This is a genomic window from Pseudomonas agarici (assembly GCF_001543125.1).
Lineage (GTDB): Bacteria > Pseudomonadota > Gammaproteobacteria > Pseudomonadales > Pseudomonadaceae > Aquipseudomonas > Aquipseudomonas agarici.
In genome coordinates this window covers 2,551,185-2,574,381 of sequence record NZ_CP014135.1, presented here as the reverse complement: position 1 = coordinate 2,574,381, position 23,197 = coordinate 2,551,185, and the positions used below count along the sequence as shown (strand labels likewise).

The 23,197-nt window shown below is 60.6% G+C and carries 22 protein-coding genes; 9 read left to right on the top strand and 13 right to left on the bottom strand.

The window, feature by feature from the left end; all coding sequences use genetic code 11:
- Positions 1 to 16 precede the first annotated feature (16 nt).
- The 5 genes from AWM79_RS11280 to AWM79_RS11260 form a co-directional block, all read right to left on the bottom strand.
- A complete protein-coding gene (locus AWM79_RS11280; protein ID WP_060782846.1) occupies positions 17 to 655 on the bottom strand; it encodes a LysE family translocator in 639 nt (212 codons plus the stop codon).
- 82 nt (positions 656 to 737) lie between these two features.
- Positions 738 to 1,895: a phospholipase D-like domain-containing protein gene (locus AWM79_RS11275; protein ID WP_060782845.1), complete on the bottom strand. Its 1,158-nt coding sequence runs from the start codon at positions 1,893 to 1,895 to the stop codon at positions 738 to 740.
- 1 nt (position 1,896) lies between these two features.
- The gene (locus tag AWM79_RS11270; protein WP_060782844.1) at positions 1,897 to 2,475 is read right to left on the bottom strand and encodes a YceI family protein; all 579 of its coding nucleotides are present in this window, start codon (positions 2,473 to 2,475) and stop codon (positions 1,897 to 1,899) included.
- Between the two features lie 64 nt (positions 2,476 to 2,539).
- A complete protein-coding gene (locus AWM79_RS11265; protein WP_026013071.1) occupies positions 2,540 to 2,869 on the bottom strand; it encodes a hypothetical protein in 330 nt (109 codons plus the stop codon).
- Entirely contained in the window at positions 2,866 to 3,963 is a 1,098-nt protein-coding gene (locus AWM79_RS11260) for a serine hydrolase domain-containing protein (RefSeq protein WP_017131002.1), read from the bottom strand. The genes AWM79_RS11265 and AWM79_RS11260 overlap by 4 nt, the downstream gene beginning before the upstream one ends.
- 228 nt (positions 3,964 to 4,191) lie before the next feature.
- Between AWM79_RS11260 and olsB the strand changes: the two genes are divergently transcribed.
- Together olsB and AWM79_RS11250 are read left to right on the top strand one after the other, a co-directional pair.
- On the top strand, positions 4,192 to 4,947 hold the full coding sequence (gene olsB / locus AWM79_RS11255) for an L-ornithine N(alpha)-acyltransferase (protein WP_060782843.1): 756 nt from the start codon (positions 4,192 to 4,194) through the stop codon (positions 4,945 to 4,947).
- Positions 4,947 to 5,759 (top strand): lysophospholipid acyltransferase family protein, encoded by an 813-nt coding sequence (locus AWM79_RS11250; protein ID WP_060782842.1) that lies wholly within the window; start codon positions 4,947 to 4,949, stop codon positions 5,757 to 5,759. The genes olsB and AWM79_RS11250 overlap by 1 nt, the downstream gene beginning before the upstream one ends.
- Positions 5,760 to 5,832: 73 nt before the next feature.
- Here AWM79_RS11250 and AWM79_RS11245 read toward each other — a convergent pair whose 3' ends face one another.
- Positions 5,833 to 6,414 carry an acyl carrier protein phosphodiesterase gene (locus AWM79_RS11245; protein WP_017131005.1) on the bottom strand — a complete coding sequence of 194 codons (582 nt, stop codon included), beginning with the start codon at positions 6,412 to 6,414 and terminating at the stop codon, positions 5,833 to 5,835.
- Between the two features lie 154 nt (positions 6,415 to 6,568).
- Here AWM79_RS11245 and AWM79_RS11240 point away from each other — a divergent pair, with 154 nt between their 5' ends.
- From AWM79_RS11240 to AWM79_RS11225, 4 genes are all read left to right on the top strand, one after another.
- Positions 6,569 to 6,871, top strand: a complete 303-nt coding sequence (locus AWM79_RS11240) for an ArsR/SmtB family transcription factor (RefSeq protein WP_017131006.1) — start codon at positions 6,569 to 6,571, stop codon at positions 6,869 to 6,871.
- Positions 6,872 to 6,885: 14 nt separating this feature from the next.
- Entirely contained in the window at positions 6,886 to 8,052 is a 1,167-nt protein-coding gene (locus tag AWM79_RS11235) for an MFS transporter (protein WP_060782841.1), read from the top strand.
- Between the two features lie 20 nt (positions 8,053 to 8,072).
- Positions 8,073 to 9,122 carry an alkene reductase gene (locus AWM79_RS11230; RefSeq protein ID WP_060782840.1) on the top strand — a complete coding sequence of 350 codons (1,050 nt, stop codon included), beginning with the start codon at positions 8,073 to 8,075 and terminating at the stop codon, positions 9,120 to 9,122.
- A 269-nt stretch (positions 9,123 to 9,391) separates the two neighbouring features.
- Positions 9,392 to 9,841, top strand: coding sequence for a hypothetical protein (locus tag AWM79_RS11225; RefSeq protein WP_060782839.1), 450 nt, complete (start codon positions 9,392 to 9,394; stop codon positions 9,839 to 9,841).
- Positions 9,842 to 10,187: 346 nt separating this feature from the next.
- Here AWM79_RS11225 and AWM79_RS11220 read toward each other — a convergent pair whose 3' ends face one another.
- On the bottom strand, positions 10,188 to 11,123 hold the full coding sequence (locus AWM79_RS11220) for a DMT family transporter (protein WP_060782838.1): 936 nt from the start codon (positions 11,121 to 11,123) through the stop codon (positions 10,188 to 10,190).
- Between the two features lie 158 nt (positions 11,124 to 11,281).
- Positions 11,282 to 11,914 (bottom strand): efflux system transcriptional repressor EmhR, encoded by a 633-nt coding sequence (gene emhR, locus AWM79_RS11215; protein ID WP_017131011.1) that lies wholly within the window; start codon positions 11,912 to 11,914, stop codon positions 11,282 to 11,284.
- Positions 11,915 to 12,167: 253 nt separating this feature from the next.
- Here emhR and AWM79_RS11210 point away from each other — a divergent pair, with 253 nt between their 5' ends.
- From AWM79_RS11210 to AWM79_RS11200, 3 genes are read left to right on the top strand one after another with little or no spacing between them, the layout of a single operon-like run.
- Positions 12,168 to 13,328, top strand: a complete 1,161-nt coding sequence (locus tag AWM79_RS11210; protein ID WP_017131012.1) for an efflux RND transporter periplasmic adaptor subunit — start codon at positions 12,168 to 12,170, stop codon at positions 13,326 to 13,328.
- A gap of 3 nt (positions 13,329 to 13,331) precedes the next feature.
- Complete coding sequence (locus tag AWM79_RS11205) at positions 13,332 to 16,484, top strand: efflux RND transporter permease subunit (RefSeq protein WP_060782837.1); 3,153 nt, start codon at positions 13,332 to 13,334, stop codon at positions 16,482 to 16,484.
- The gene (locus AWM79_RS11200; protein WP_060782836.1) at positions 16,481 to 17,932 is read left to right on the top strand and encodes an AdeC/AdeK/OprM family multidrug efflux complex outer membrane factor; all 1,452 of its coding nucleotides are present in this window, start codon (positions 16,481 to 16,483) and stop codon (positions 17,930 to 17,932) included. Before AWM79_RS11205 ends, AWM79_RS11200 begins: the two co-directional genes overlap by 4 nt.
- A 249-nt stretch (positions 17,933 to 18,181) precedes the next feature.
- Here AWM79_RS11200 and AWM79_RS11195 read toward each other — a convergent pair whose 3' ends face one another.
- The 5 genes from AWM79_RS11195 to AWM79_RS11175 all read right to left on the bottom strand — a co-directional run bounded on the left by AWM79_RS11195 (position 18,182) and on the right by AWM79_RS11175 (position 23,161).
- Positions 18,182 to 19,081 (bottom strand): polysaccharide deacetylase family protein, encoded by a 900-nt coding sequence (locus tag AWM79_RS11195; RefSeq protein ID WP_208599938.1) that lies wholly within the window; start codon positions 19,079 to 19,081, stop codon positions 18,182 to 18,184.
- 168 nt (positions 19,082 to 19,249) lie between these two features.
- On the bottom strand, positions 19,250 to 19,642 hold the full coding sequence (gene pcaC, locus AWM79_RS11190) for a 4-carboxymuconolactone decarboxylase (protein ID WP_026013073.1): 393 nt from the start codon (positions 19,640 to 19,642) through the stop codon (positions 19,250 to 19,252).
- Positions 19,643 to 19,653: 11 nt separating this feature from the next.
- Positions 19,654 to 20,448 (bottom strand): 3-oxoadipate enol-lactonase, encoded by a 795-nt coding sequence (pcaD, locus tag AWM79_RS11185; protein WP_060782835.1) that lies wholly within the window; start codon positions 20,446 to 20,448, stop codon positions 19,654 to 19,656.
- Between the two features lie 11 nt (positions 20,449 to 20,459).
- The gene (locus AWM79_RS11180) at positions 20,460 to 21,818 is read right to left on the bottom strand and encodes a 3-carboxy-cis,cis-muconate cycloisomerase (RefSeq protein WP_060782834.1); all 1,359 of its coding nucleotides are present in this window, start codon (positions 21,816 to 21,818) and stop codon (positions 20,460 to 20,462) included.
- A 47-nt stretch (positions 21,819 to 21,865) separates the two neighbouring features.
- Positions 21,866 to 23,161 carry an MFS family transporter gene (locus AWM79_RS11175; protein ID WP_060782833.1) on the bottom strand — a complete coding sequence of 432 codons (1,296 nt, stop codon included), beginning with the start codon at positions 23,159 to 23,161 and terminating at the stop codon, positions 21,866 to 21,868.
- Positions 23,162 to 23,197 lie beyond the last annotated feature (36 nt).

Below are 23,197 nucleotides of genomic sequence, written 5' to 3'. Positions count from 1 at the left end.
CCTTCTTGCCGGTGACTCACGCCTTGTTGGGCAGCAACCCCGGTAGCGCGTGAGCCAGAGCATTTATGGCAAAGCCGATGAACATCACACCACACAAACGGGTTATCAGCACTTCGTGCCGTTGATACAGCACCCGAACCCGCTGGGCACCGACAACACCGATGAGAATAGCGTATGCCAGTACGCCGCCAAGGAAACTGAGAAAAATCAACCCCGGCAGCATCGACCAGCTCAGCAACTCGGCGCGGCTGGAGAGCAAGGCGGTAAAAGTCGCGACCGCCACCGGATAGGCCTTGGGGTTGGTCAGGCCGAACAGGATGCCGTGCCAAAACGGTTGCCGGGCCGTGCCCTGGAGTGGTTCATCATTGGCGTGCTGGCGGCGAAGCGCCCGCCAGCCCAACCAGAACAAATAAAGGCCACTGATAACACCCAGAGCATCGAAGGTGGTGCTGCCGATTTCTCGGGCGCCGACAATCGCAATCAACGCCGTGCTGCACCAGACCACATCCCCCAGCAAATGACCGCAGAGAAACCCGGCCCCGGCCCGCCGGCCGTGCGCCGCACCGATGCCGAACACCGCCAGCACGCCGGGACCGGGGGTGATGCCGTAGATAAAGCCCGAGGCAAGCACGGCCATAAGCAACGATGGAGTCATGGACGAATTCCTGAACAGGGAACGAATGGCCTGGAGTCTATCTCAGGCGAACAACGGGCAATACCCTGACATGCGCAATCGATCAGCCACGGCGGTCCAACAGGTTCACCACCAGGCGGTCGACCCAGCCCCATAGTCGCTGCTTCACACGACGCCACCACGGTCGCGCTTTCCAGGCTTCGAGGCTGACTGGCTGGCTAAGGGCGAAATCGGTGATAAAGCTGGCCATCGCCGCCTCGGTCAAAGACGGGTCAAGCGCTTCAAGATTGGCTTCCAGGTTGAAGCGCAGGTTCCAGTGATCAAAATTGCACGAGCCGATGCTGACCCAATCGTCGACCAGCACCATCTTCAAGTGCAGGAAACACGGCTGATACTCGAAGATCCGCACGCCCGCCCTGAGCAGCCGTGGGTAGTAGCGATGGCCAGCGTAACGTACCGAAGGATGATCGGTATGCGGCCCGGTCAGCAGGAGCCGCACGTCGACTCCGCGCCGGGCGGCCCGGCGCAACGAACGGCGAACCTTCCAAGTCGGCAGGAAATACGGGGTCGCCAGCCAGATCCGCTGCTTGGCGCTGTTCAGCGTGCGGACCAACGATTGCAGGATGTCGCGATGTTGCCGGGCATCGGCGTAAGCCACCCGACCCAGGCCCTGCCCTGCCAGCGGTGGCCGTGGCAGGCGCGGCAGACCAAAACGGGCGGCGGGTTTCCAGGCAGCGCGCTGTTCGTTGGCCAACCATTGGCGGTCGAACAGCAACTGCCAGTCGAGCACCAACGGACCCCGGATTTGCACCATGACTTCATGCCATTGGCAACGATTGTCGCTGGGGGTCCAGAACTCATCGGTGACGCCCGTGCCGCCAACCACCGCCATGGACTGGTCTACCAGCAGCAGCTTACGGTGATCGCGGTACAGGTTGCGCAGGCCGCTACGCCAGCGCAGGCGATTATAGAAACGCAGTTCGACACCGGCCTCGATCAACCGTCGACGCAACCCCAGAGTAAAAGCCAGGCTGCCAAAGTCATCAAACAGGCAGCGCACCCGCACTCCACGCTCGGCCGCCTGGATCAGCGCCTGGACCATGGCCTCGGCGCACTCGCCGGCCTCCACCAAATACAGCTCAAGCTCGACCTGACAGTTGGCCCGGGCAATCGCCACCAACATGCGCGGAAAGAAATCCGGACCGTCGATCAGCAGCTCGAAGGTATTGTCGCCGCGCCAGGGAAAGACCGCGCCGGTCATGTCAGCGCGCCGTGAAAATCAGCACCGCGCCCACCGGTACGGATAGGCTGATGGCCGACAGGCCTGCCACCTTGCGCAATGCCGCGAGACTCGACACCCAGTCAAAATCCTCGGCATGTATCACCAACGGCTCAAGGGTCACGACCTGGAAGCGTCGATCATCGAGGCGCGTCGCCAGCAGCTCGGCATTATAACGGTGCTCCTGGCCGTGCAACCGAACCACCAGCGGCAGGCGCAGTTCGAGCTGAGCACCGGGGGCCAGGTCGTTGATCGGTTCCACATTGATGTGCGCGGTGACTCGCGCCTGGGGATAGGTCTTGATCTGGAACAAGTCGCGACGCAGACGCTCATCGCGCAAGGGAATCCCGGTATTGACCGACTCCAGCTCGACCTCAAGGGTCGCCATACCCTGGCGATCGACCTTGCCGTGCAGGGTCAGGAAGCGGTGGACCTCGGCGATATCGGTGTTCTTGGTGGTGACAAACGATAAGCGCGAAGACTCATTGTCCAGGTACCAATTGGCGTGGGCCGGCAGCGCCAGCGCCCCGAGCAGGGCCATGAGAAGGCAAGACCGGTGCATGCGAGCTCCTGATTGAACGTAGGCGCCACCTTAACCGTCCACGGTTGAGGTGGCAAACAACGTCTCAAGGCGCCAGTCGACAGCCTTCCCGCTCACCGACCCAGACTGCCGTGCCGCTGTATCCGAGGCCTTCGGCACTGACCCGGCGCCGACTCGGATCGTCGACAAAGTGGCTGACCGGCACGGTTTGCTTCACATACCCGCGGCAATAGTCGGCGGGGTTATTCATGACATATCGACAGGAACAATACTCCTTGGCGGTATAGGCACTGATGATCCTCGGGAAAGCCCCCAGGGCGACGCGCTCGTGCCAGGCCCAGGCGAGCAGCGCCAACAGCGACAACACCCACAAGCTGATGAACGGGTGACGCCGCACAACGCGCGCGCACCTCATGGCCGCACCCTCGGTGCAAAGGCCAACAGGGCACGCCTGAGCAGCTCGTTGTGACGGTAGCTGCCGTCGCGATCATCGCCGTAGCGCACGATCACCAGGTCGGCGCTGGGGATCACATACAACGCCTGCCCCCAGTGCCCGAGTGCGGCGAAGGTATCGGCTGGCGCGTCCGGCCATGGCTTGGGCGCCCCCTCTATCGGCCGATTGAGCCACCACTGCCCACCCGCCACGGCCTCATCCTGCCCCGGCTTGTAGGCCGCAGCCGGTCGCCGGTTGAAATCGACCCACGCCTCGGGCAGTAATTGACGGTCTCGCCAGCGACCGTTGCGTGCCATCAACAGACCGATCCGAGCCAGATCGCGGGCGGTCATATAGGTATAGGACGATGCCACGAAGGTGCCGCTGCCATCACGCTCCCAGACGGCCCCCCGAATACCCAACGGGTCGAACAGAGCCGTCCAGGGAAAGTCCGGATAACGCTGGGCGCCGACGATCTTTTGCAAGGCCGCCGCCAGCACGTTGCTGTCGCCACTGGAATAACGGAAAGCCTGGCCGGGCTTGCTGTATTCGCCATGGTTGGCGGTGTAACCGGCCATGTCGGCGTGGCCGAGGGTATATAGCATCGCCACCACCGATGATTTCAACGGTGCATATTCATAGTCCTCTTGCCAGTCGATGCCCGAAGCCCAGTTCAACAGGTGTTCCAAAGTGACCTTGGGATGCACCCGAAACGGTGGGTAGAACTTCGCCACCGGGTCATGCAACTGGAACAGCCCTTGGCCATAGGCCACGCCGAGGACCGTGGCCATGATGCTCTTGCTGATCGACCAGGTGAGATGCGGGGTATCGACGCGAGTGGGTCCGGCATACTGCTCGTAGACGATCCGACCCCGCCGGATCACCAGCAGGGCGTCGGTGCGCACACCCGTGCGGGTTGCATCGTCGCGTGTCGTAAAGGCATAGGCCCGCAGGGCCTCGACGGCAGGGCCGGTCATCTGCGGCTCATGGCTCCATTCGCTGTCAGGCCAACTTTCGGCGCGTGCGGTAGAAATGACCAGCAGCAATACCACGAAAAAGGTTGAACCCTTGGGCATGGGGCAAGCTCGGAGAAATAGCCTCGAAAAAGTCTAGCGGGACTTGATGACAGTTCTGCTCGGTCCCCGGCCAAGCTCGGTTCCAACGGCCAATACCCGGCGAGTGTCCTGAAGGTTGTCATGTAAGCATCACCAAAGCTTCATGGCGATGACACCAGGCCTACATAGCCTGACTGAGCACAACAAAGTCGACTGGCCGTAACCCTGGCCGGCAACCGGAGACGCGTTATGACTCAGATCGCCCGCATCAGCGACACCGGCAATGAACGCCGCCTGCAAGCCGAGCGCCTATTGGGCACAGCGGCCTTGCGAGAAGCCCAAACCTTGCGCTTTAACGTTTTCAGCGGCGAATTCAATGCCAAGCTGAAAGGTGCCGAGCTCGGTCTGGATATGGATGATTATGATGTGCACTGCAGCCACATCGGCGTGCGCGACTTGAACAGCGGTCGCCTGGTGGCGACCACGCGTTTGCTCGACCATAAGGCCGCCAACACCCTGGGGCGCTTCTACAGTGAAGAAGAATTCAGCCTGCATGGTCTGGGCCACCTGAAAGGCCCGATCCTGGAAATCGGCCGTACCTGCGTCGACCCGGCCTACCGCAACGGCGGCACCATTGCCGTGCTCTGGGGCGAACTGGCCGAAGTGCTCAACGAAGGCGGCTACAGCTACCTGATGGGTTGCGCAAGCATTCCGATGCAGGACGGTGGGATCCAGGCCCAGGCGATCATGCAGCGTCTGCGTGAACGCTATCTGAGCACCGAACACCTGCGCGCCGAACCGAAGAAACCGCTGCCGCCCCTGGATATCCCCGGCAACGTCATCACCGAAATGCCGCCACTACTCAAGGCTTACATGCGCCTGGGCGCGAAGATCTGCGGCGAGCCGTGCTGGGATGAAGATTTCCAGGTGGCCGACGTCTTCACCCTACTCAAGCGCGACGAGTTATGCCCGCGTTATGCCCGGCACTTCAAGGCGGCAGTGTAATGAGCCGGCTGCGGGTGTATGCCCGAATAGTCCGAGTGCTGTTGGTGGTCTGCCTGGGTATGGGCATGGCCAGTGTATTCGGCCTGTTCGAGCGCCTGGGTATCGCCAATTCGATGGTCCGGCGTCAGCGCTGGTCGCGTTTTTTCATGGCGCGCCTGAGCAATGCCCTGCCCTTTCGCGTGACCCTGCGTGGCACCTTGCCGACGCAACCGATGCTGTGGGTCAGTAATCACGTGTCGTGGACCGATATTGCCCTACTGGGGGCGCTGACTCCGCTGTCCTTCCTGTCCAAGGCCGAAGTCCGCACCTGGCCGGTGGCGGGTTGGCTGGCAGCAAAAGCCGGCTGTTTGTTTATCCGTCGGGGTTCGGGCGATAGCCAATTGGTCCGCAAGCAGATGACCCGTCATCTGGAGCAGCGACATTCCTTGTTGATGTTCCCGGAAGGCACCACCACCGATGGCCGTTCATTGCGCACCTTCCACGGTCGCCTGCTGTCGGCGGCCATTGAGGCGGACGTCTCGTTACAACCCGTGGCCATTCGTTACCTGCGCGATGGGCAACCTGACCTGCTCGCGCCTTTTATTGGCGATGATGATTTGCTTTCGCACCTGATGCGCTTGTTTTCCAACGATCAGGGCGATGTGGAAATCCAGTTGCTGGCGCCGATTGCTTGCAATGGCCAAGAACGCGCGACGCTGGCGTTCCTGGCCCAACAGAAAGTGCAGATGGCGCTGTTTGGCGAAACCGCCGAAGTGACGCGCACAGCGCCACGCCCGGTCGAAATCGACACAGGCCGATCGCAAGCAGCATAAAAAACCTTGTGGCGGGCGGCACTTGCCCCTCGGGGCAAGCCTCCTCGCCACCCAGTCAATGTAGACCCCGTGCTCAAGGTTCTCGTAGCTGCTCCTGCGAAAATGCCCGCAACTCTGGATAGAACAGCCGGAAATCCTCGCTCAGGGGCTCATATAACAGTTCCAGCTCATGCATCGCATGGGCCAGTTCCTCGGGTCGCGACAGGCGTCGGGAAATCCCCCGCAGCACCGGGCGCAGCACCTCGAACTGGCGATATGAACCCAGCCAGTCATCCGCCGCCATATAGGGTGCGACCTGCGCCAGGCGCCCCGGCAGCCGTGGCTCGCTCGCCAGGATGCGATAGACGCCAGCGGTAAAACTGTCCAGCGCGCCCTCGGCATACAATGCCCAGTCCCGTGCCAGACAATGGTCGAAGAACACATCCAGGACGATTCCGGCATAACGCCGTCGGGTCAGGCTGAAACGCGACAGTGCCCGGCCCACCAGAAGATGCCGATCAGTGAACACGTCGATCCGCCGATGCAACCGAATCGCGGCCTCAATCGAAGGCGTGAATTGCCCCTCCACACGCCCCTTGACGAAATCGCCATAGAGGCTGCCGAGCAGTTGTTCCGGGCGCTGGCCGCCCAGATGCAGGTGTGCGAGATAGTTCATGTCACGCAGCTTAGCACTTTTGCTCTCATATCGTTATAACTCGATATAGCGATTTATAGGGAAGTCAGAGCGAAATCATATTTGTATATCGCGAAATATCGATTTATATTTCGCTCCATCGCGATATAGCGTTTTACTACCTTGAGACACCACCATGACCCTTGACCTCGACGAAATAATAAAAGCACTGGCACATCCAGTACGCCGAGACATCCTCAGCTGGTTGAAAGATCCGGAAAACCAATTCCCCGAGCAGCACCATAACCATGAATACGGTATCTGTGCCGGACAGATCGACCAACGCTGCGGCTTGTCGCAGTCGACCGTGTCGGCGCATCTGGCGACACTGCAACGAGCCGGCCTGATCAGCAGCCAGAAGGTCGGCCAGTGGCACTTCTTCAAACGCAACGAGGAAACCATTCAGGCATTCCTCCGCACCATGAGCCAAGAGCTCTAAAAGGACCGCAATCGATGCCTCTCTCGCTACTTATCCTGGCCCTGAGCGCCTTCGCCATCGGTACCACCGAGTTCGTCATCATGGGTCTATTACCCGATGTGGCGACCGACCTTGGGGTCTCGATCCCCGGTGCTGGCTGGCTGGTGACCGGCTACGCACTGGGCGTAGCCATCGGCGCCCCCTTCATGGCCATGGCCACTGCCCGACTGCCACGCAAGGCAGCCTTGGTGGCCCTGATGGGGATCTTCATCGTTGGCAACCTGCTGTGCGCGGTGGCCAGCGACTACAACGTGTTAATGCTCGCCCGTATTGTCACCGCCCTGTGCCATGGCGCCTTCTTCGGCATCGGCTCGGTGGTGGCGGCCAATCTGGTCAGCCCGGACAAGCGCGCCTCGGCCGTGGCCCTGATGTTCACCGGCCTGACTCTGGCCAACGTGCTCGGCGTGCCCCTGGGCACTGCCTTGGGTCAACAGGCCGGCTGGCGTTCGACCTTCTGGGCGGTGACCGTCATCGGCGTGATTGCGCTAATCGGCCTGCTTCGCTTCCTGCCAGCCAAGCGTGACGAAGAAAAACTCGACATGCGCGCCGAACTCGCGGCCCTCAAGGGCGCCGGTCTGTGGTTGTCCCTGAGCATGACCGTGCTGTTCTCAGCCTCGGTATTCGCCCTGTTCACCTACATCGCACCGTTGCTTCGCGACGTCACCGGCGTCTCGCCACGGGGCGTGACCTGGACCCTGATGCTGATGGGCCTGGGCTTGACCGTCGGCAACATCATCGGCGGCAAGCTGGCGGACAAGAGCCTGCCCGCGACGCTGATTGGGGTCTTTATCGCCATGGCGGCACTGGCTACGGTGCTGACCTGGACCAGCCTGATCATGGTTCCGGCCGAAATCACCCTGTTCCTCTGGGCCACTGCCTGCTTCGCCGCCGTACCCGCCTTGCAGGTCAACGTGGTGACTTATGGCCAGGCCGCACCGAACCTGGTCTCGACCTTGAATATCGGCGCCTTCAACCTCGGCAACGCTCTCGGTGCCTGGGTCGGCGGCAGCGTCATTGCCCACGGTTTCGGCCTTACCAGCGTGCCTCCGGCCGCTGCGACACTGGCGGTGCTTGCACTGCTGGTGACCCTGATCACGTTCCGCCAGAACGGCAATGCCGAACTGGTTCCCGCTACCCACTAACCATCAAGAGGATTGTCCACATGGCAACTATTTTCGATCCAATCAAGCTCGGCGAACTCGAATTGCCGAACCGCATCATCATGGCCCCATTGACCCGCTGCCGCGCCGATGAAGGCCGTGTGCCGAACGCTCTGATGGCCGAGTATTACGTCCAGCGCGCCTCCGCCGGCCTGATCCTCAGCGAAGCGACCTCGGTCACCCCAATGGGCGTCGGCTACCCCGACACCCCCGGCATCTGGTCCGACGACCAGGTACGTGGCTGGAGCAACGTTACCAAGGCCGTACACGCCGCCGGTGGCCGGATCTTCCTGCAACTGTGGCACGTCGGCCGGGTTTCCCATACTTCATACCTGAACGGCGAACTGCCAGTCGCCCCGAGCGCCATTCAACCCAAGGGCCACGTCAGCCTGGTCCGTCCACTGGCTGACTTCCCGACGCCGCGGGCACTGGAAACCGCTGAAATCGCCGATATCGTCGACGCCTACCGCCTCGGCGCGAAAAACGCCAAGGCCGCCGGCTTCGATGGCGTGGAAATCCATGGCGCCAACGGCTATCTGCTTGACCAGTTTCTGCAAAGCAGCACCAACCAGCGTACCGATAGCTACGGTGGCTCTCTGGAAAATCGTGCCCGCTTGCTCCTCGAAGTTACCGATGCCGTGGTGGAAATCTGGGGCGCCGGCCGTGTCGGCATGCACCTCGCACCACGTGCGGACTCCCATGACATGGGCGACGCGAACCTCTCGGAAACCTTCACCTATGTCGCTCGCGAGCTGGGTAAGCGCGGTATCGCGTTTATCTGCTCCCGCGAAAAGGAAGCCGCCGACAGTCTCGGCCCACAGCTCAAGGCAGCTTTCGGCGGTCCTTACATCGCCAACGAACGCTTCACCAAGGACAGCGCCAATGCCTGGCTGGCCGGCGGCAAGGCCGATGCAGTGGCCTTCGGTGTACCCTTCATTGCCAACCCGGACCTGCCGGCGCGCCTGAAGGCCGACGCACCGCTGAACGATGCCAATCCTGACACCTTCTACGGCAACGGCGCGGTCGGCTACATCGACTACCCAACGCTGTAAGTGGCGAGCAACACACTAAAGCCGAAAAAGGCCCTGCCTTGAACAGCCCCCAAAAGTTGGACAGCCGTCCTGACTTTTGGGGTGTTTTTTTGTATCTACCGAATTCCGCTACACTACTATCGGAAAACACTCACAGGACAAAGGGCGCTTTGTCGCGGGTATTCCTCGCCACAGTCTGCATACTTACCCGGCGCTTTTCCCTTCTATGGGAAGGCGTGCAGCACCCTGGAATGGTGTTGCTTTCAAGATCCAGCTTAAAAGGAATTAACATGACCCTCCTGCTGCAATCCTTCAGCATTGCGCTGTTTTGCGGAGCCATTTCCGCCCTTCTTTCATTTACCGCCTTCGCTTCCGGCATCGTTACGGCGGTTGAGATCCACAACGATTCCTCGCACCCGCTGGAGCTGTTGGGCACCGGCATCGATCTGAACGGCGCGGCGCCTTCAAGCTTTTCCATTGCCGGCGGCGAACGGCGGGAACTGAAACTCGCCGGGCCGAGGGCCTGGTTCATCTACGGCTGGGGGCCACACAAGTGCCACTTCGCGGCCCAGCACTCCCTGCAGCAACGCTTTGCCCAGTCGCCCCATCACAACTACCTGCCGGTATGGACACGGCAAGCCGAGTCGATCGGCGAACGTCCGGCGTCCTGCAAGGCCCGCTTGAACAAGACACTCAAGGCTCCCCCCTACAGCTATAGCGTGAAGTTCAGCATGAGCTGAGCCCTCCGGGCGTCCGGTGGAGTGCGGTTCACCGGATACACCAGTGTCGCTCCACTCACTGACGGCAATGGAAAATTCCCGCACCACGGGCGAAAATCATTCCTGTTGAGTCCTCTGCTCCAACAGCCGACGCTTATGAGAGCTCCGCGCCACGCGAGGGTCGCTCATGAAACTTAAAATCGGCATAACACTTAAAGCATAAGGACTGCGCTGTATTTTTTCAGGAGGACCGTCATGAAAAAGCTCGAATGGACGTGATAAAAGACAGTGCCCTAGCGGTCTGTACGGTCACTTAAGTTCCGGGGCAAGAAACCCACGGCCAAGACGCTGTGAGCAGTCTGGCCGGCTACCTTTTATCAGCAGAAATCGCCATGGATGAATGCCCGGTCTGGGGTGAACCGCGCTTGCGCTGTCCCCAGGCCACCGCCAATCCACTCAGGCAGATCACCACGATCCCGACCAGGGCGACCATATCCGGCATGTGATCGAAAATCAGGTAACCGTACATCCCCGCGAATAGAATCTGCCCGTAGCTGAACGGCGCCAAGGTCGCTGGGGCGGCATACCGCAAAGCCTGGGTCAGGAGCATATGGCCGAACATGCCGCAGGTCCCCAGGCCGATCATGAACAGGCCGTGGACTAAGGTGGGGACACTCCAGAAAAACGGCAGCAACGCACTCATGATCAGGCTGTTGAGGATGCCGGTCAGAAAGTTGCTGGTGGTCGGGCTGTCAACCCCGCTGAGAGTGCGGGTCAGCAGTTGATAAAAGCCGAAACACAGGGCCGAACCCAACGGTAGCAGGATCGCCGGGGTGAACAATGCCCCGCCCGGTCGTACCACGATCAATACCCCGACAAAGCCTACGATCACCGCCGCCCATTGCCTACGGCTCACTCGTTCGCCCAATAGCGGCACCGACAAGGCGGTCACCAGCAAGGGGGCAAGGAAGTTGACTGAGGTGGCTTCCGCCAGAGGGATATAACGCAGGCCGGTGGTGAAAAACAGGCTGGTGCCGATCAAGCACAAGGCACGCAACACTTGCAACCCCGGACGCCGGGTGCGTACCGCCGCCGAAAAGCCGCCGCGAGGTACGAACACCGCCAGCATCAACAAGGTATGAACCACATAGCGGGCCCAGACCACCATCACGATGGGGTAAAAACCCGACAGATACTTGGACAGGGCGTCATGGCTGGCGAACATCAGCACCGCCCCTGCGACCAGGACAATGCCCTTGAGCGGCTGCTCGGCGCTCTTGTGCATCAAGTTCGATACATTCATTTACACGCTCGCAACAAATTTGCTACAAAATACTTAGGAGACTAACTACCAAGTTTCAGCCCACAGGTATATAAATGTTGCCCATTATCGGCAGCCCAAGTGTTTTTTGTTATTAGCCTTAAATATTGACACAACTAGACTCAATTACGCACTTTGAGTCAATTGCGCAAGCTGGGGCTCAGGAGCAGCATATCCAATCCTGCATCGACCCAGCGTGGAGCATCGTCAGCCAGGTCAAAGCTGTCGGGTGCCAGCAACCATTGATAGAGAATGCCATCGATCCAGGCATGGATACTGATGGCTGCGCGAGCTGTATCGAGGCTCTCGGGAAGCTGTCCTCTATTCACCGCATTACGCAAGGCCAGCTCGATGTGCATATTGCAGTCCGCGCTGGCAGCGCGTCGCTGGCGACGCAGATCACACATTTCATCGGTGAACTCACACTTATGAAACAAAATTTCATTGATGCGCCGGACTTTCGGGTCAAGGGCAACCCGCTGAAAGAAATGCACCAACAACTGACGCATGCAGCCCAATGGATCAAGCTCCTCGCGGTTTTCACTGGCCTTGGCCAGGTCATCCAACGGCTCGCGCAACGAGTCGAGCATCGCCTGCACCAGATCAGCCTTGTTGCTGAAATGCCAGTAGATGGCACCACGTGTCACACCTGCCAGGGTCGCGATATCGGCCAGGGTAGTGCGTGCCACACCACGCTCGTAGAACGCCTTTTCGGCAGCTTCGAGTATCTGGCTCCGGGTTTCCCGGGCTTCCTCTTTGGTGCGACGGACCATGGCGGTAAAACCTCAATCAGGGTGCCTCGGATGGCCCATGGCCTAATCCGAGCTTAACGACGGGCGGCGATTCTTATGCCTTTTCCCGAAATGAATCCAGTGTTTTGTCACGACGGTCATGAAAAGCGCACGTATTTACAAACAACCATGAATGTAAGTATATTCATTAGCAACCTATTTATCCAGCCGGATCACCTTTAATACCCTTCCACTATTCTTGTGCGCATCGTGCGCGCTTGACTCGAGGACCCTCATGCAACGCAAGCCAGCTATTACCACTCTGGTCACCGCCGTCGCCCTGGCATCGCTGCTCAGCGGATGTAAAGAGGAAAAGGCCGCCGCGCCAGCCCCTCCCGCACCTCAGGTCGGTGTCGTTACCCTGCAAACCCAGGCCTTCACCCTGACGTCCGAGCTTCCAGGTCGAACCAGCGCCTATCGCATCGCCGAGGTCCGTCCCCAGGTCAACGGCATCATTCTCAAACGCCTGTTCAAGGAAGGCGGCGACGTCAAAGCCGGTCAGCAGCTTTATCAAATCGATCCCTCGGTCTATGAAGCAACCCTCAAGAGCGCCGAAGCGAACCTGCAATCGACCCGTTCGATTTCCGACCGCTACAAGCAGTTGGTGAACGAACAGGCTGTCAGCCGCCAGGAATACGACACCGCCGTCGCCAATCGCTTGCAATCGGAAGCCGCCCTGCAAAGCGCTCAGATCAACGTGCGCTATACCAAGGTATTGGCGCCGTTGTCTGGGCGTATCGGTCGCTCGTCGGTAACCGAAGGCGCCCTGGTCAGCTCCGGCCAGGCCGAGGCCATGGCGACGATTTCGCAACTCGACCCGATCTACGTCGACGTGACGCAATCCACCGCCGAGCTATTGCAACTGCGCCGCGAGCTGGAAAGCGGGCGCCTGCAGAAGGCTGGCGACAACGCCGCAACGGTCAAGCTGATCCTGGAAGACGGTAGCTCGTACCCGCAGGAAGGCAAGCTGAAATTCTCGGAAGTCACCGTGGATGAAACCACCGGCTCGGTGACCCTGCGCGCGGTGTTCCCGAACCCCGATCACACCCTGCTGCCGGGCATGTTCGTACATGCTCAATTGCAGGCCGGCGTGAACAGTGCCGCCATTCTCGCGCCACAGCAAGGCGTGACCCGTGACCTCAAGGGCACCCCGATCGCGTTGGTGGTCGGTCCGGACAATAAGGTCGAGCTGCGTCGGCTCAAGGCCAGCCGTACCCTGGGCAGTCAATGGCTGATCGAGGAGGGCTTGAACGCCGGCGACCGGGTGATCACCGAAGGTCTCCAGTTCGTGCAGCCCGGCATTGAAGTCCAGCCCACCGAAGCCAGCAATGTGAAGGTAGCCAACCCGCCCCCTGCACCGGCAACAGATAAAGCCGCCGGCAGCAAAGGGGAATAAACCATGTCGAAATTTTTTATCGATCGGCCCATTTTCGCCTGGGTTATCGCCCTGGTGATCATGTTAGTCGGGGCTCTATCGATCCTCAAATTGCCGATCAACCAGTACCCGGCCATCGCACCGCCGGCTATCGCGATTGCCGTGACCTATCCGGGCGCCTCGGCGCAGACCGTGCAGGACACCGTGGTCCAGGTGATCGAGCAACAGCTCAACGGCATCGACAACCTACGTTATGTAGCCTCGGAAAGTAACTCCGACGGCAGCATGACCATTACCGCGACCTTCGAGCAGGGCACCAGCCCGGATACCGCGCAGGTCCAGGTGCAGAACAAGCTGAACCTGGCGACCCCGTTGCTACCGGAAGAAGTGCAACGCCAGGGCATCCGCGTGACCAAATCGGTGAAGAACTTCCTGATGGTCATCGGCGTGGTATCGACCGACGGCAGCATGACCAAGGATGACCTGTCGAACTACATCGTCTCCAACATGCAGGACCCGATCTCGCGAACCTCCGGTGTCGGCGACTTCCAGGTGTTCGGTGCCCAGTACGCGATGCGCATCTGGCTCGACCCGGCCAAGCTGAACAACTACAAGCTGACCCCGGTGGACGTCAAGAACGCCATTGCCGCACAGAACGTCCAAGTGTCCTCCGGGCAACTGGGTGGTCTGCCGGCCATGCCCGGCCAGCAGTTGAACGCGACCATTATCGGCAAGACCCGCCTGCAGACCGCCGAGCAATTCAAGGCGATTCTGCTCAAGGTCAACCAGGACGGTTCACAAGTGCGCCTGGGCGATGTCGCCGACGTCGGCCTCGGGGGTGAAAATTACAGCGTCAGCGCTCAGTTCAACGGTAAACCAGCCTCCGGCATGGCAGTAAAACTCGCCGCCGGAGCCAACGCCCTGGACACCGCTAAGGCCCTGCGCAAGACCATCTCCAACCTTGAACCGTTCTTTCCGCAAGGCGTGAAAGTGGTATTCCCATACGACACCACCCCGGTGGTGACAGAGTCGATCAAGGGGGTGATTGAAACCCTGGTCGAAGCGATCGTACTGGTGTTTCTGGTGATGTTCCTGTTCCTGCAGAATTTCCGCGCCACCATTATCACCACCATGACCGTCCCGGTGGTGTTGCTGGGGACCTTCGGGATCCTCGCGGCGGCCGGTTTCAGCATCAACACCCTGACCATGTTCGCCATGGTGCTCGCCATCGGCCTGCTGGTGGACGATGCCATCGTCGTGGTGGAAAACGTCGAGCGCGTGATGAGCGAGGAAGGCTTGTCGCCCAAGGAAGCCACCAAGAAATCCATGGGGCAGATCCAGGGCGCACTGGTGGGTATCGCCCTGGTGCTTTCGGCGGTACTGCTGCCGATGGCGTTCTTCGGCGGTTCGACCGGGGTGATCTACAAGCAGTTCTCGATCACCATCGTTTCGGCCATGGCTCTGTCGGTGATGGTTGCCCTGATCTTCACCCCGGCACTCTGCGCCACCATGCTCAAGCCGATTGCCAAGGGTGATCACGGCACGGCGAAGCGGGGCTTCTTCGGCTGGTTCAACCGCAATTTCGACCGTGGCGTGCGTGGCTACGAGCGCACGGTGAGCGGCATCCTGCGCCACAAGGCGCCGTACCTGCTGGTCTATGTGATCATCCTTGTCGGCATGATCTGGCTGTTCATGCGCATTCCGACGTCGTTCCTGCCCGAAGAAGACCAGGGCGTGCTCTTTGCCCAAGTCCAGACTCCGGCCGGTTCGAGCGCCGAACGGACCCAGGTAGTGATCGACAAAATGCGCGAGTACCTGCTGACCAAGGAAACCGACACGGTGGCTTCGGTGTTTACCGTAAACGGCTTCAACTTCGCCGGTCGCGGGCAGAGTTCGGCCATGGCCTTCATCATGCTCAGGCCCTGGGACGAGCGCTCCACCGCCAACAATGTGTTCGCCCTGGCGGCCCGTGCCCAGCAGCATTTCTTTTCGTTTCGCGACGCGAAAGTGTTCGCCTTTGCCCCACCGGCGGTATTGGAGTTGGGTAACGCCACCGGTTTCGACGTGTACCTGCAGGACCAGGCCGGTATCGGCCATGACAGACTGATGGCGGCGCGTAACCAGTTCCTCGGCATGGCGGCCCAGAGCAAAGTACTCACGCAAGTACGTCCGAACGGCCTGAACGACGAACCGCAGTACCAGTTGAGCATCGACAACGAACGGGCCAGCGCCCTGGGGGTGTCCCTGGCGGACATCGACAGCAGCCTGTCGATTGCCCTGGGCGGCAACTATATCAATGACTTCATTGATCGTGGTCGGGTGAAGAAGGTCTATGTGCAGGGCCAGCCCAGCGCCCGGATGAGCCCTGAAGACCTACAGAAGTGGTACATACGCAACAGCAAGGGCGAGATGGTGCCCTTCTCCGCCTTCGCCAAGGGCCAGTGGATTTACGGTGCACCGAAGCTGTCGCGCTACAACGGCGTCGAAGCCATGGAGATTCTCGGCTCGCCCGCTCCAGGTTACAGCACCGGCCAGGCTATGGCTGAAGTCGAGGCTATTGCCAAGAAACTTCCGGCAGGCGTGGGTATTTCCTGGACAGGCCTATCATACGAGGAGCGCCTGTCCGGCTCCCAGGCACCGGCGTTGTTCGCCCTATCTTTGCTGATGGTATTCCTGTGTCTTGCCGCACTGTACGAAAGCTGGTCGATTCCGATCGCTGTGATACTGGTGGTGCCGCTGGGGATTGTCGGTGCGCTGCTGGCGACCACTTTGCGCGGGCTGTCCAACGATGTGTACTTCCAGGTGGGCCTGTTGACCACCATCGGGCTGGCAGCGAAAAACGCCATCCTGATCGTGGAGTTCGCCAAGGAACTGCATGAACAGGGCCACAGCTTGATCGATGCAGCAGTGCAAGCCTGCCGCATGCGTCTGCGGCCGATCATCATGACGTCCCTGGCCTTCATCCTCGGCGTGGTGCCACTGGCGATTGCCACCGGCGCCGGCTCGGGCAGCCAACATGCCATCGGCAGCGGCGTAATTGGCGGTATGATCACCGCGACGATTCTGGCGATTTTCTGGGTGCCGTTGTTCTTCGTGACCGTGTCGTCTATCGGCGGCGAGAAGACGCACAAGCAGCCACACACTCCTGAAACTCCAAGCAACGAGGCTGGTCAATGAGCAAGTCCCTTCTTCATATAGCGGTCGCCGCCTTCGTGCTCAGTGGTTGCTCGTTGATTCCTGACTACCAACGCCCGCAAGCTCCGATAGCGCCACAGTACCCGCAAGGACCGGCCTACTCGCCGGACCAGGCGGCGAACGTCGCGGCCGCCGAACAAGGCTGGCGCCAGTTCTTCAACGATCCGGCCTTGCAACAGCTGATCCAGGTCGCCTTGGAAAACAACCGCGACCTGCGCGTCGCGGCGCTGAACATCGAAGCCTACCGTGCCCAATACAGGATCCAGCGTGCCGATCTGTTCCCCGCCATCGACGCCAACGGCAACGGTAGCCGCCAGCGCCTGCCGGCCAACGCATCGTCAAGCGGCAATGCGGGAATCAACAGCCAATACTCGGCGACTCTCGGGGTCAGTTCTTATGAGCTGGACCTGTTTGGGCGTATCCGCAGTTTGAGCGAACAGGCACTGCAGACTTACTTCGCCAGCGAAGAGGCTCGCCGCACCACCCAGATCAGCCTCGTGGCCAGCGTCGCCAATGCCTACCTGACCTGGCAGGCCGACAGGGAACTGCTCAAGCTGACCCAGGACACCCTCGCGGCCTACGAGGAAAGCTACAAGCTGACCACGCGTAGCAATGAAGTCGGCGTCGCCTCTGCCCTGGACCTGAGCCAGTCGCGCACTTCGGTCGAAGGTGCGCGAGTCAAGCTGGCGCAATTCACCCGCCAGATGGCCGAAGACCAGAACAACCTGACCCTGCTGCTGGGAGCCGCCATTCCGGCCAACCTGCCGACGGCCCAACCGCTGTCGGCCGACTTGCTCAGCGAGTTGCCCGCCGGCCTGCCATCGGAGTTGCTGCAACGTCGTCCGGACATTCTTGGCGCCGAGCACCAATTGATGGCCGCCAACGCCAATATCGGCGCGGCCCGGGCCGCCTTCTTCCCGAACATCAGCCTGACCGCCAATGCCGGGACCCTGAGCCCCGACCTCGGCGGCCTGTTCAAGGGCGGCTCGGGGACTTGGTTGTTCTCGCCCAATATCAGTATTCCGATCTTCAACGCCGGCAGTCTGCGAGCCAGCCTGGATTACTCGAAGATCCAGAAGGACATCGGCGTGGCCAACTACGAGAAAGCGATCCAGACCGGCTTCAAGGAAGTCTCCGACGGCCTGGCCGCGCGCCAGACCTTCAACCAACAGTTGCAGGCTCAGCGTGACCTGGTCGCCGCCAACCAGGATTACTACCGCCTGGCCGAGCGTCGCTATCGCATTGGTGTGGACAGCAATTTGACCTTCCTGGATGCCCAGCGCCAGTTGTTCACTGCCCAGCAGTCGCTGATCAGCGACCGCCTGTCGCAACTCACCAGTGAGGTCAACCTGTACAAGGCCCTCGGCGGTGGCTGGAATGAGCAGACTGCTCAAACTCGCCCGATCAACCAAACGGCATCGAAGGGTTGAAGCCTCTGCCGCGACACAACACAACGCCGTCGCAGGCTGTGTGAGAGGCTAGCAATCCACATCGCCATAACGAAAAATGCTCCGTATCGAAAGATACGGAGCATTTTTCGTTATGGCTGATCTCCCACAGGTCAAGCGCGAGACCACACCAGTTTGTTCGCGGCAACGCGTTCGGCGAAAAACGCCTGATCGTCGGCTAGTAGCCTGCCGGCTTCCAAGCTTGAGCTAACGAACTCACCGTCCAAGCCACTAGTGTGAATTGCTGTCCCACCACCAATTCCAGAAGCCGGGCAGTTGCACGGGAACGGAACTGTCGGCCACTGTGCGAGCCATCACCGCCCGCAACAAGGCCGGACGATCTGTATAGAACGGCTGTTCGGCGGTGCGCACGCCGGTGTCCCGCGCACAGTCCATGAGGATCTGCAGATACTCCTGCATATGCCGGGCGGTGTAGCGATTAAGGTCATGGAAGGTCACCACCACCGGGATCACCCCATCGACCGCCGGCATCTCGCCACGGGCGATTTGCTCACGCACCTCGGCCAAGTGCTTGAGCAAGTTGGCCCGGCGCTGCGGGCTGGCGGTAATCCCCCAGACCTTGCCATCATTGGCGCTCAAGTCAGTCAACAGCACCTGCAGGCCATGCTGCTGATAAGCGGCGAAGGTGCGTTTGTCATAATTCCAGAATGGCGGGCGCAGGATGGTCGGCGGTTCTCCGGTGATCGCCGCGATATCGGCACTGCCATCGAGAAGGGATTGCCCCAGTTCCTGCGCACTCAGCGAGCGATGATTGGTGTGCCAGTGGGTTGCGGTGTGAAAGCCCAGGATATGCCCCTCGGCATGCTCGCGCCGCATCAGCGCACGACCGATATCGCTGTTGCCAGCCCTTGGAGCACGGGTCTGGACAAAGAACAACGCCTTGATCCCTGGCTGGATCGGGTTGGCCGCCAAGTCGTCGAGCACTGAAGCGGTCGGGTTGTAGAAACTCGATGCGCTGGGGCCGTCATCGAAAGTCAGCAGGAAACGGATCGGCGCCTGCGTGCGCAGGGCTTGCTCCGTGCCTGGGGTCAAAGGCATCGGCGGGCCGATACAGCCGCTCAGGCCAACAGCAAGCGCGAGCATCGAGAGAACAGCGAAAACCGATTTCATGAGGTTGGCCTGGTCCAGGTCAAGACAGTTGCGCAACCAAGATATCATCAAGCCGTCGCGGCAAGGAACGGAGTAGGACTTGAGATGAGACCGTACCCACTTTCTGCCCTCTCCGTCCCGAAGGGAGAGGGCATCGTGCTCATCACAGCACAGGAACCGCAACGTTGCTCAGGAGCGGGACTCGACACCCAACTCGTCCCACACCGACTCCGCCATATGGAAGGTCGCATTAGCCGCCGGAATCCCACAGTAGATCGCACTCTGCATCAGCACCTCCTTGATCTCCTCGCGGGTTACACCGTTGTTGGCCGCCGCGCGCAGGTGCAGCTTGAGCTCGTCGCCGCGATTCATGCCGATCAACATAGCAATGGTGATCAGGCTGCGGGTGTGCCGGGGTAGCCCCGGTCGCGTCCAGATATCGCCCCAGGCATGGCGGGTAATCATTTCCTGGAACTCCGAATTGAACTCGGTCAGGTTGTTCAGGCTGCGCTCGACATGGGCATCACCCAGCACGGCGCGACGTACTTGCAGACCTTCGGCGTAACGTTGTTTTTCGTCCACGATCATGCTCCTCAAACCTTGGCCAGCAGGAAATCCAATACCCGGCGGCTGAAGTCATCGCTGGCCTGGACATTCGACAGATGGGCGGCATGGACTTCGGCGTGCTTGGCGCCCTTCACCTGCTGCTGGATAAACATCCCGCCCGACGGTGGCGTCACCGCGTCTTCGCTGCCCGAAATCACCAGCAGGGGCACCTGGATTGCACTGACATGCTCGCGGAAATCGGCATCGCGCACTGCATAGCAGTTGGCCGCATAACCTTGCGGCGATGTGGCGGCGAGCATGTCGGTAATCGGCGTGACCCGCTCCGGCTGACGGGCACAGAAGTCCGGCGTGAACCAGCGCGAAATGGCCCCATCGCGCAAGGCACGCATGGCTGCCTCACCGTCGCGCAGCACGGTTTCAATACGCGGGTTCCATATGCTCGCATCACCGATCTTTGCCGCCGTGTTGCACACGATCAGTTTGTTCAGGCGCTCGCCGGCATAAATCCCCAACCACTGGCCGATCAAGCCTCCCATGGACAAACCACAGAAATGTGCGCGTTCGATCTGCAATGCATCGAGCAGCGCCAACACGTCCTGACCCAGTTGCTCAATACTGTATGGCCCTTCGGTGACCAGCGAGCGACCATGGCCACGGGTGTCGTAGCGCAGCACCTGGAAGTGCTCGCAGAACGCCGGTATCTGGGTATCCCACATGCCCAGATCGGTGCCCAGGGAGTTGGATAACACCAGTACCGGAGCACCCTGCGGGCCATCGAGCCGGTAATTCAGTTGGCCTTCGGCCAGTTGTACAAAAGCCACGGTAATCTCCTTCAGGTAAAAGCCAAGTGGTCAGCCACGGCACGTTCGACCCAGGTCCGCGCCTGGCCGAGATAGTGGGCAGGGTCGAGCAGGCGATCCAGTTCGTCGGCGGACAATTGAGCGGTCACTTGCCGTTCATCGCCTAGCACCGCACGCAGGTGGCGCCGTTCAGCGACAGCCCGCTTGCAGCATTGCTCCAACAAGTGGTGGGCGGTGTCGCGGCCCAGTCGCTGAGCCAAGACGATGCTCACCGCCTCGGCCAGCAACAATCCCTGGGTCAGGTCGAGGTTTTCGAGCATTCGCGCCGGGTCGACTTCCAGGCCCTTGCTGACAATCAACGCCTGCTGCAAGGCCCCGGAGAGCAACCGGCAAATCTCCGGCAGGGTCTCCCATTCGGCATGCCACAAGCCGAGACTGCGTTCGTGTTCCTGGGGCATGGCACTGAACAGGGTCGAGAGCAACCCCGGAACCCGAGTCGCCGTCGCGATCAGCACGGCGGCGCCTACTGGGTTGCGCTTGTGCGGCATGGTCGAGGATCCCCCCTTGCCCGGCGCCGACGGTTCGAAGACTTCCGCTGCCTCGGTCTGCATCAGCAGGCTGATATCACGCCCCAGCTTGCCCAGGCTGCCGGCGACCAATCCGAGCACGGCGCCGAACTCCACCAGGCGATCGCGCTGAGTGTGCCAGGGCTGCTCCGGCAGGCCGAGTTGCAGTTCGGCCGCCAGCGCTTCGGCCACCAGCATCGCCTGATCACCCAACGCCGCAAGCGTGCCCGACGCCCCGCCAAATTGCAGGCTGAACAAACGCGGTTGCAGCTCACGCAAACGCTGTCGATGGCGGGTGATGGCTCCCAGCCAGCCGGCGATCTTCATGCCCAGAGTGACCGGGGTCGCCTGTTGCAGCCATGTCCGTCCGGCCAGTGGCGTGGCCGCATAACGCCGAGCCTGGGACACCAGTACTTCACCCAGGCGCTGCAGATCACGGTCAATCAGTTGCCAGGCGCCGCGCAATTGCAATACCAGACCAGTGTCCATCACATCCTGGCTGGTGGCGCCCAGGTGTACATAACGCTCGGCTTCGGCATCGGCGACGGCGATCTGTTTGCCCAGGGCCTTGACCAGCGGGATTGCCGAGTTGCCGGCTGTGGCGATGGCTTCGCCGAGGGCAGAAAAGTCATAGAGTTCGGCCCGACAGGCGGCCTCAATAGGCACAACAGCCGCCTGGGGAATCAGTCCGACCCGCGCCTGCGCACGAGCCAGAGCGGCCTCGAAGTCCAGCATCGCCTGGACTCGGCCCTGATCGGAGAACACCTCACTCATATCGCAGGCGATAAAGTAGGCATCGAACAATTGATTGCTCGGTCGCGGCATAACAAAATCCCTGGTAAATGCGCGCCCGGGGCGGGCGCGCAGGCCAATCAGTGATCGTGGTGCAGGTACGCCGCCTGTTTCGGCAGGCGTAGGCTGAACAGAAAGGCAACGACCATCATCGCCGTCACATACCAATAGAAGGTGTTTTCCATCCCCACTGACTTGAGGTTCAAAGCCACGTATTCCGCCGAGCCGCCAAACAGGGCGTTCGCCACCGCGTAGGCCAGACCGACACCCAGCGCGCGCACCTGCACCGGGAACATCTCGGCTTTGACCAGGCCGCTGATGGACGTGTAGAAGCTGACTATTGCCAGGGCCAAGGTGATCAGTACCAAGGCCAGGAACGGATTGGTCACCGTCTTCAGAGCTAACAGAATCGGCACCGTGCACAAGGTGCCCAGGCCACCGAACCAGAGCATCGACTTACGTCGGCCAATCTTGTCCGAGAGTATGCCGAACAGCGGCTGCATGCACATATAAAGAAAGAGCGCGCCGGTCATGATGTAGCTGGCGGTCTTGACCGTCATCCCCGCAGTGTTCACCAGGTATTTCTGCATATACGTGGTGAAGGTATAGAAAATCAGCGAGCCGCCAGCGGTGTAGCCAAGCACGGTGATAAACGCCGCCTTGTGATCACGGAACAAGGCCCGGATACTGCCGGCGTCTTTGTCCTGGCGAGTTTCCTTGCTGGTGGTTTCCTTCAAGGAGCGACGCAGCAACAATGAGATCACCGCCGCGATGGCGCCGATCACGAACGGTATGCGCCAGCCCCAGGCCTTGAGTTCGGGCTCGGTCAGGAACTGTTGCAAGATCACCACGACCAGCACCGCCAGTAATTGGCCACCAATCAGGGTCACGTACTGGAACGAGGCAAAGAAGCCACGCTGGCCGCGCAACGCCACCTCACTCATGTAGGTTGCGGTAGTGCCGTACTCGCCGCCCACCGACAGCCCCTGGAACAGCCGCGCCATCAGCAGCAGCGCCGGAGCCCAGGCACCGATACTGGCGTAGGTCGGCAGGAAGGCGATGACCAGGGAGCCGGCACACATCATCAGCACCGAGATCATCATCGAATTCTTGCGCCCGTGCTTGTCCGCGACGCGGCCAAACAACCAGCCGCCGATCGGCCGCATCAGAAAGCCAGCGGCAAACACGCCGGCGGTGTTCAGCAGTTGTACCGTCGGGTCGTCGGAAGGGAAAAAGGCCGGGGCGAAATAGATGGCACAGAAGGCATAGACATAGAAGTCAAACCATTCGACCAGATTACCGGAAGACGCACCGACGATGGCAAAGATCCTTTTGCTGCGCTCCTCGCTGGTGTACGGCATCGTTGTTGTTGTCATATTTACTCACTCGTAGGAAGGCTAGTTGCCTAGACA

Excerpts from the sequence above, each read along its gene's own strand:
- emhR (WP_017131011.1), bottom strand. The coding sequence starts at position 11,914 with ATGGTCCGTCGCACCAAAGAGGAAGCCCGGGAAACCCGGAGCCAGATA.
- AWM79_RS11200 (WP_060782836.1), top strand. The coding sequence starts at position 16,481 with ATGAGCAAGTCCCTTCTTCATATAGCGGTCGCCGCCTTCGTGCTCAGT.
- AWM79_RS11265 (WP_026013071.1), bottom strand. The coding sequence starts at position 2,869 with ATGAGGTGCGCGCGCGTTGTGCGGCGTCACCCGTTCATCAGCTTGTGG.
- AWM79_RS11280 (WP_060782846.1), bottom strand. The coding sequence starts at position 655 with ATGACTCCATCGTTGCTTATGGCCGTGCTTGCCTCGGGCTTTATCTAC.
- AWM79_RS11230 (WP_060782840.1), top strand. The coding sequence starts at position 8,073 with ATGGCAACTATTTTCGATCCAATCAAGCTCGGCGAACTCGAATTGCCG.
- AWM79_RS11260 (WP_017131002.1), bottom strand. The coding sequence starts at position 3,963 with ATGCCCAAGGGTTCAACCTTTTTCGTGGTATTGCTGCTGGTCATTTCT.
- AWM79_RS11175 (WP_060782833.1), bottom strand. The coding sequence starts at position 23,161 with ATGACAACAACAACGATGCCGTACACCAGCGAGGAGCGCAGCAAAAGG.
- AWM79_RS11210 (WP_017131012.1), top strand. The coding sequence starts at position 12,168 with ATGCAACGCAAGCCAGCTATTACCACTCTGGTCACCGCCGTCGCCCTG.
- AWM79_RS11270 (WP_060782844.1), bottom strand. The coding sequence starts at position 2,475 with ATGCACCGGTCTTGCCTTCTCATGGCCCTGCTCGGGGCGCTGGCGCTG.
- AWM79_RS11245 (WP_017131005.1), bottom strand. The coding sequence starts at position 6,414 with ATGAACTATCTCGCACACCTGCATCTGGGCGGCCAGCGCCCGGAACAA.
- AWM79_RS11240 (WP_017131006.1), top strand. The coding sequence starts at position 6,569 with ATGACCCTTGACCTCGACGAAATAATAAAAGCACTGGCACATCCAGTA.
- AWM79_RS11235 (WP_060782841.1), top strand. The coding sequence starts at position 6,886 with ATGCCTCTCTCGCTACTTATCCTGGCCCTGAGCGCCTTCGCCATCGGT.
- AWM79_RS11275 (WP_060782845.1), bottom strand. The coding sequence starts at position 1,895 with ATGACCGGCGCGGTCTTTCCCTGGCGCGGCGACAATACCTTCGAGCTG.
- AWM79_RS11220 (WP_060782838.1), bottom strand. The coding sequence starts at position 11,123 with ATGAATGTATCGAACTTGATGCACAAGAGCGCCGAGCAGCCGCTCAAG.
- AWM79_RS11225 (WP_060782839.1), top strand. The coding sequence starts at position 9,392 with ATGACCCTCCTGCTGCAATCCTTCAGCATTGCGCTGTTTTGCGGAGCC.
- AWM79_RS11250 (WP_060782842.1), top strand. The coding sequence starts at position 4,947 with ATGAGCCGGCTGCGGGTGTATGCCCGAATAGTCCGAGTGCTGTTGGTG.
- AWM79_RS11180 (WP_060782834.1), bottom strand. The coding sequence starts at position 21,818 with ATGCCGCGACCGAGCAATCAATTGTTCGATGCCTACTTTATCGCCTGC.
- AWM79_RS11195 (WP_208599938.1), bottom strand. The coding sequence starts at position 19,081 with ATGAAATCGGTTTTCGCTGTTCTCTCGATGCTCGCGCTTGCTGTTGGC.
- olsB (WP_060782843.1), top strand. The coding sequence starts at position 4,192 with ATGACTCAGATCGCCCGCATCAGCGACACCGGCAATGAACGCCGCCTG.
- AWM79_RS11205 (WP_060782837.1), top strand. The coding sequence starts at position 13,332 with ATGTCGAAATTTTTTATCGATCGGCCCATTTTCGCCTGGGTTATCGCC.